Here is a 6289-nt window from a genome sequence, read left to right on the forward strand (position 1 = left end):
ACTTGTACTTCTTTGGCCTCTATACGCCAGAAACCCGGCTTATGCTTGATGCATAAACCGGGTTTCTCGACAGGCTGGGGCGGGCGGCCTATAGCCGCCCGCCTCTTTTGTTCTCTTAAAATTTAAAGGAATCCTTCAGACTGACAGACCGGTTAAACACCAGATGGCCGGGCTTGGAATCCCTGTTGTCGGCGCAGAAATAGCCCTGACGCAGGAACTGGAAGGAGGCGGGGGCCTCCACATTGGCCAGACCGGCCTCCACCTTGGCGTTGGAGAGCACCTCCAGGGAGTTGGGGTTCAGGCAGTCCAGGAAGTTCTTGTCTCCGGCGTCCGGGTCGGCGTCGGTGAACAGGTTGTCATACAGCCGGACCTCGGCGTCCACGGCAGTGGCGGCGTCCACCCAGTGAATGGTGGCCCCCTTTACCCTGCGGCCGTCGGCGGGGTCGCCCCCCCGGCTGTCGGGATCGTAGGTGGCAAAGATCTCGGTGATGTTGCCGTTCTCATCCTTGGCGCAGCCGGTACACTGGATGAGGTAGGCGCCCTTCAGGCGGCACTCGGGGCCGTCGGGGTAGAGCCGCTTGTACTTGGGCACCGGAGTCTCCAGAAAATCCTCCGCCTCCACATAGAGGTTCCGGGAGAAAGTGATCTCCCGGCTGCCGGCGTCGGGATTGTTGGGGTTGTTCTCCACGGAGAACACCTCGCTCTGGCCCTCGGGGTAGTTGGTGATGGTCAGCTTGATGGGGCGGAGCACCGCCATGACCCGCTGGGCTGTGAGATTCAGATCCTCCCGCAGGCAGTGCTCCAAAAAGGCATACTCCACGGTGGAGGCCGCCTTGCTCACGCCGTTGCGCTCGGAGAAATTGCGGATGGCCCGGGGGGTGTAGCCCCGGCGGCGCAGGCCGCACAGGGTAGGCATACGGGGATCGTCCCAGCCGGACACCCGGCCCTCCTCCACCAGCTGGCGCAGCTTGCGCTTGCTCATGACGGTGTAGTTGATGCCCAGCCGGGCAAACTCGATCTGCCGGGGCTTGGCGGGGACGGGGCAGTTCTGGATGACCCAGTCGTACAGGGGCCGGTGATCCTCAAACTCCAGGGAGCACAGGGAATGGGTGATCCCCTCCAGGGCGTCCTCGATGGGGTGGGCAAAGTCGTACATGGGATAGATGCACCACTTGTCCCCCTGCCGGTGATGGTGCATGTGGTTGATGCGGTAGATCACCGGGTCCCGCATATTGAAGTTGCCGCTGGCAAGGTCGATCTTGGCCCGCAGGGTCATGGCGCCGTTGGGGAACTCCCCTGCCCGCATCCGGGCAAACAGGTCCAGGGATTCCTCCACAGGCCGGTCCCGATAGGGGGAGCGGGCGGGGGTGTTCACGTCGCCCCGGTACTCCTTGAACTGCTCCGGGGTGAGCTCGCACACATAGGCCAGGCCCTTTTGGATGAGCTCCACGGCATACTCATACATTTTTTCAAAGTAGTCGGAGGCAAAATAGAACCGGTCGCCCCAGTCATAGCCCAGCCAGTGGATGTCCTCCTGGATGGCCTCCACATACTCCACATCCTCCTTGGTGGGGTTGGTGTCGTCCATGCGGAGGTTGCACAGACCGCCGTATTTCTCGGCAGTGCCGAAGTCTACAAAAATTGCCTTGGCATGGCCGATATGCAGGTAGCCGTTGGGCTCCGGCGGGAACCGGGTGTGGACGGTCATGCCTTGGAACTGACCACCCTGGGCGATGTCCTCGTCGATGAAATCATGGATGAAGTTCTGCGTCATGGTGGGGTTCAGCTCTTCTGGCATTGGTTTCACTCCTTATATCTTAATACGAACCAATATTTTACCCCGGAACGGGGAAAAAAGCAAGAGCGGAAACCGGAAGCCGGAGGAAAGTCGTCAGGGTTCGGTCTGGGGCAGAGCTTCCTGCCGGTGGGCCCGGCCCGCCAGCAGGAAACCGCTGGTAAGGGCAGTGAAGGGGGCCACAGTGACCAGACCGAAGGAGCCCACGATGGTGTGGACGATCTCAGAGGCCACATACTTATAATTAAGGATATTCCAGACCGGGGTACCCTGGGCCATAAAGACCATCAGCAGGGCGACATAGCCGCCGGAATAGGCCAGCAGCAGGGTGGTGGTCATGGTGCCCATCGCGGCCCGTCCCACATTCAGCCCGGAGCACATCGCCTCCCAGCGGGAGATATCGGGCCGCTTTTCCACCACCTCATGAACGGCGGAGGTGATGTCCACGCTCAGGTCCATCACCGCGCCGGAGGAGCCGATAAAAATGGAGGCCATAAAGATCTGGGTCAGATTCAAATCCTGATACCCGGCATAGAGAAGACTCTCCGAGTAGGCCATCACCGCGCCGTGGATCTGGAACAGATCGGTAAACAGGACGCCCAGCACGCAGGTCACCAGCACCCCCAGAAAGGCCCCAGACACCGCAGAAAGACACCGCCGGTCAAAGCCATACACCAGGGCGATGATAAGTAGGGTGAGCACCAGGGTGACCAGCAGCCCCATAAAGATGGGATTCCAGCCGTTGAGGTACAGGGGGACCAGTACTTTCCACAGCATGAGCACGGTCAGCACAAAGGAGACGATGGCCCGGATGCCGGTGCGCCCGGCAAAGAGGATGAGGAACAGGGCAAAAATACCGGCCAGGATGGCCTCCTTGCCGATCCGGTAGTGGTCGGTCATGGTGACTGAGAGAATCTCGTCCCCCTGGTAGCTGACCACCACCATGGCTTTGTCTCCGGGAACAAAGAGCTTATCCTGTTCCAGAGAGCCGTTGAGCAGATTGACGCCGGTGGTGGTCGTCCCCTCAAAACGGCCGCCCAGCAACTCCAGGGTGCAGCGCTGCTCCCCCGAGCGGACCAGGCCGGTGTCGATGATGGCCGAGTCGTCCACCGCCGTTACCAGAGCGGTACAACGGTCGGCCTGCTGGTATTGGAGGGCCCCCTCAAAGCCGGTGGGGAGCAGGAACAAAAAGAGAATGAGGACCAGACAGATGGCCAGGGGCGCATAGTAGCGCCGCTTGTCCCGGTCCAAAAGGAGTGTGTGCATGAAATACATCGGTCCTTTCCTACTGGCAAAAAGGATGCGGCGGTTTGCCGCACCCTTTTGCTGCTTGGATGATAGGAGGGGGAAGGAAGTGATTACTGTACGCCGAGCATGGTGGCCAGCTTCTGGAAAATCTCGGTGTTGTCGTAATAGCCGTTGAACTGACCGGCGTTGACACCGTGAGCCAGCACCGCTACAGGCAGACCGGTGTGGCTGTAGGAGGTAAAGGACACGCCGGACTTGTTGTTGATGATGTGGGTGAGGGTGACGGTAAGGGGCTCGTAGGTGCCGTACAGCACATACTCCTGCTGCTCGTCCATGCCGGTGGCGGTCTCATGGATGCTCTTTTCATAGGCGGTCTTCAGCTGGCTGAGCTCGTAGGGGGTGAGCACCAGCTTGTCGCCTTCCTCGCCCTCTGTCTTGAGCCCGAACAGCTCCTCCACATCGGCCAGCACATCCTCAAAAGAGGTCTGCTCCTCTTTGTAGGCAGCCACATAGTCGCTGTCGAACTTGGCATAGGAGATCTTCTGGCTCTCCAGCAGGTTCAGATAGGTGTCGTAATCGGTGCCGGCAAAGCCGATGGTCAGACCGCCGGTCTCATGGTCGCCGGTGACCAGGATCAGGGTCTCGTCGGGGTGCTCCTCGGCGAAATCAATGGCCACCTGGACCGCGTCGGACAGAGCCTTGGTATCATGGATGGCGGAGGCGGCGTCATTGGCGTGGCAGGCCCAGTCGATCTTGCCGCCCTCGCACATCAGGAAGAAGCCGTCCTCGTCCTGCTCCAGGACTTCAACGCCCTTGGCGACATGGTCGGCCAGGGACCACATGCTGTCGGTACGGTCCAGCTCGTAGGCCATGGCGTCGCCGTCGGCCAGATGCTCGTCCACGATGATTACCGGGCCTTCGGTGACCTTCTCGGCCTCAGCCTGGGTCTTGACCACATTGTAGCCCGCCTCTTCCGCCAGGGCATACAGATCCTTCTGATCCCCTTCGGCGCCGGTGGGCTTCAGCAGAGCGCCGCCGGCAAAGTACTCAAAGCCGGAGTTTACCAGCTCCAGGCCGATCTCATAATAGTCGTTGCGGCTGGCCTGGTGGGCATAGAAAGCGGCAGGTGTGGCATGGTTCAGGTTGACGGAGGAGATCACGCCCACGCTCATGCCCAGTTGGTCATGGACCTTCTCGGCAATGGTCTCATAGGCGGTGGTGCCGGTCTCGTCCATGTTGATGGTGCCGGAGTAGGTCTTATGACCGGTGGAAATGGAGGTGGCGGTGGAGGCGGAGTCGGGGCAGAAGCTGTTGGAGTCATAGGTGACAGCCGAACCGGCGGCCTCGAAGTTCATAAAATTCAGATAGGAGGGGCCGTCCAGCGTAGCGCCGCCGTTGTCGTCCAGACTGGGCTGGGCCTGCCAGTAGTCCTTGTCCCCCAGCGCGCCCAGATAGTCGGCGGTGGACTGGATCTGGGGATAGCTCATGCCGTCGCCGATGAAGAGAAACACATACTTGGGGGTCTTGACTGTTCCGGCGGAGAGGGCCTGCACCTCTGCGGCGGGAGTGCCGGTAGTCTTGGGCGTGGTTCCGGCGGACGGGTTGCCGCAGGCGGCAAGAGAGCCGCCCAGGGTCAGAGCGGTCATTGTCAGAGCGAGGGGTCGCTTCCAGTTCATGCTTGATTCCTCCAAAACAATTCTTCGTTCGCCTCTTTTCAGAGACAACGGTATCATACCCAAAATGCGCTGGCTGCCGCTATCGTGTCCCGGTAAAGGATGGAAAAATCCACGTAAGGCATTGTAAAAAACCTGCAAAGAGAGGGATATCCCCAGAGGCGGAGCGCATAGGTTGTATGCGAGGTGAGGGAAACTGTGATCGGAGTACTGGAGCTGACAGACCGGCGGGAGCGGAAACCGCAGGTGGAGGTACGGGGACTGATGGGACTGCGCTGCCTGTGGGCGGCCACCCCGGCATCGGAGAACCTTCGGGAGAAGCGGCGGCTGCGGCGGGTCTGCCGGGGGGCGGAGGCGCTGGCCCGTGGGGGAAGCCGCAGGGTACTGACAGCGCCGGCCTTTCCATATTGGGATGTGCTGCGCCAGGCGGGACTGCGGCCGGTGGAGACTGAAACCTTCTGTCAGGCCCTGGCCGCTCCGCTGACGCTGGCCGCCCTGGACCGGCAGGGGCTGCGGCCGGAGCGGGCCTCAGTGCTGCTGTCCGGCCGGCGGGTGAGCCATGCGCTCTTTCAGGCGGCGGAGCTGCTGTGCCCCCGGGTGCGTTATCTGTCGGTGGACGCGGGAGCGGAGGGGGAGGAGCTGGCGGCCTGGCTGCGGGCGGAGTTCGGGGCGGCGGTGCGCCCCCCGGAGGATGCGGGGGCGGACGTGGCCCTGTGCTTCGGGCCGGAGGAGGCGCCGGGGCGGACGACGTTCCATCTGTGGGGAAAAGCCCCTGATCTGGCCGGGTTTGTACCGATTCCGGCGGCAGGGGGACTGCCCGCCGGACTGGACCGGCTGCCCCTGCTGGCGCTGCTGTGGGAGGAGGGACGGATTCAGGTCAAACAGTTGAGATTTCTGCCTCCCAGACCCAAGGATTGACTTGACAGGAGGTGTTAAACTACATATAATATCGTATTAACGTGGCGGAGTGTTTCCGTTCTGAATTTGCTGGGGCCGCCTTTGGCCCCATTCCGATAGCATAGAGCAATCAAGGAAAGGTGTGCACGATCGACATGGCAAAAGAATTCAAACTCAGCGCAGAGCGGCTGGAGGAATTAAAACAGGAGCTCAACTATCTGAAGACCGTCCGGGAAAAAGAGGTGGCCGATCAGATCAAGGAGGCCCGTTCCTTTGGCGATCTGTCTGAGAACAGCGAGTACGACGAGGCCAAAAACGAGCAGGGCAAGCTCTACTCCCGCATTGCGGAGGTAGAGAATATTTTGGCCAACTACGTGGTCATTGAGGAGCACGAGAGCGATCCCAATTCCGTCCGTCTGGGTTCCAGCGTCAAGGTGCTGGACCTGGAGTTCAGTGAGGAGGAGGTCTACCAGGTGGTAGGCTCTCAGGAGGCCGACCCCATGAACGGCCGTATTTCGGAGGATTCCCCCTTCGGAAAGGCCCTGCTGGGCCGCGCGGTGGGCGACGAGGTCCAGGTGGAAGCGCCCGCCGGTGTATTAAGGTATCGTATCCTAGAGATTCAAAAGTAAGGAGCAAGAACAATGAGTACTGAAGAGAGAAGCGTCAATCAGCCCGA

The 6289-nt window shown here is 60.8% G+C and carries 5 protein-coding genes; 2 read left to right on the forward strand and 3 right to left on the reverse strand.

Features of this window, described 5'->3' with window-relative positions; all coding sequences use genetic code 11:
- Window positions 1-115 precede the first annotated feature (115 nt).
- The 3 genes from Q0J75_RS12215 to Q0J75_RS12225 all read right to left on the reverse strand — a co-directional run bounded on the left by Q0J75_RS12215 (window position 116) and on the right by Q0J75_RS12225 (window position 4719).
- Window positions 116-1798, reverse strand: a complete 1683-nt coding sequence (locus Q0J75_RS12215) for a glutamine--tRNA ligase/YqeY domain fusion protein (RefSeq protein ID WP_297201742.1) — start codon at window positions 1796-1798, stop codon at window positions 116-118.
- Between the two features lie 93 nt (window positions 1799-1891).
- Window positions 1892-3061 (reverse strand): YibE/F family protein, encoded by a 1170-nt coding sequence (locus tag Q0J75_RS12220; RefSeq protein WP_297201755.1) that lies wholly within the window; start codon window positions 3059-3061, stop codon window positions 1892-1894.
- Window positions 3062-3153: 92 nt separating this feature from the next.
- Window positions 3154-4719, reverse strand: a complete 1566-nt coding sequence (locus Q0J75_RS12225; protein ID WP_297201745.1) for an alkaline phosphatase — start codon at window positions 4717-4719, stop codon at window positions 3154-3156.
- 195 nt (window positions 4720-4914) lie between these two features.
- Between Q0J75_RS12225 and Q0J75_RS12230 the strand changes: the two genes are divergently transcribed.
- Window positions 4915-5634: a hypothetical protein gene (locus tag Q0J75_RS12230; protein ID WP_297201748.1), complete on the forward strand. Its 720-nt coding sequence runs from the start codon at window positions 4915-4917 to the stop codon at window positions 5632-5634.
- Window positions 5635-5768: 134 nt separating this feature from the next.
- Entirely contained in the window at window positions 5769-6242 is a 474-nt protein-coding gene (gene greA / locus Q0J75_RS12235) for a transcription elongation factor GreA (protein ID WP_297201751.1), read from the forward strand.
- The last annotated feature ends 47 nt before the right edge of the window (window positions 6243-6289 follow it).

This window comes from uncultured Flavonifractor sp. (assembly GCF_944385615.1).
GTDB lineage: Bacteria > Bacillota > Clostridia > Oscillospirales > Oscillospiraceae > Flavonifractor.

Bases quoted from the DNA above. Each gene is read 5' to 3' on its own strand.
- greA (WP_297201751.1), top strand. From the start codon at position 5,769: ATGGCAAAAGAATTCAAACTCAGCGCAGAGCGGCTGGAGGAATTAAAA.
- Q0J75_RS12225 (WP_297201745.1), bottom strand. From the start codon at position 4,719: ATGAACTGGAAGCGACCCCTCGCTCTGACAATGACCGCTCTGACCCTG.
- Q0J75_RS12215 (WP_297201742.1), bottom strand. From the start codon at position 1,798: ATGCCAGAAGAGCTGAACCCCACCATGACGCAGAACTTCATCCATGAT.
- Q0J75_RS12220 (WP_297201755.1), bottom strand. From the start codon at position 3,061: ATGCACACACTCCTTTTGGACCGGGACAAGCGGCGCTACTATGCGCCC.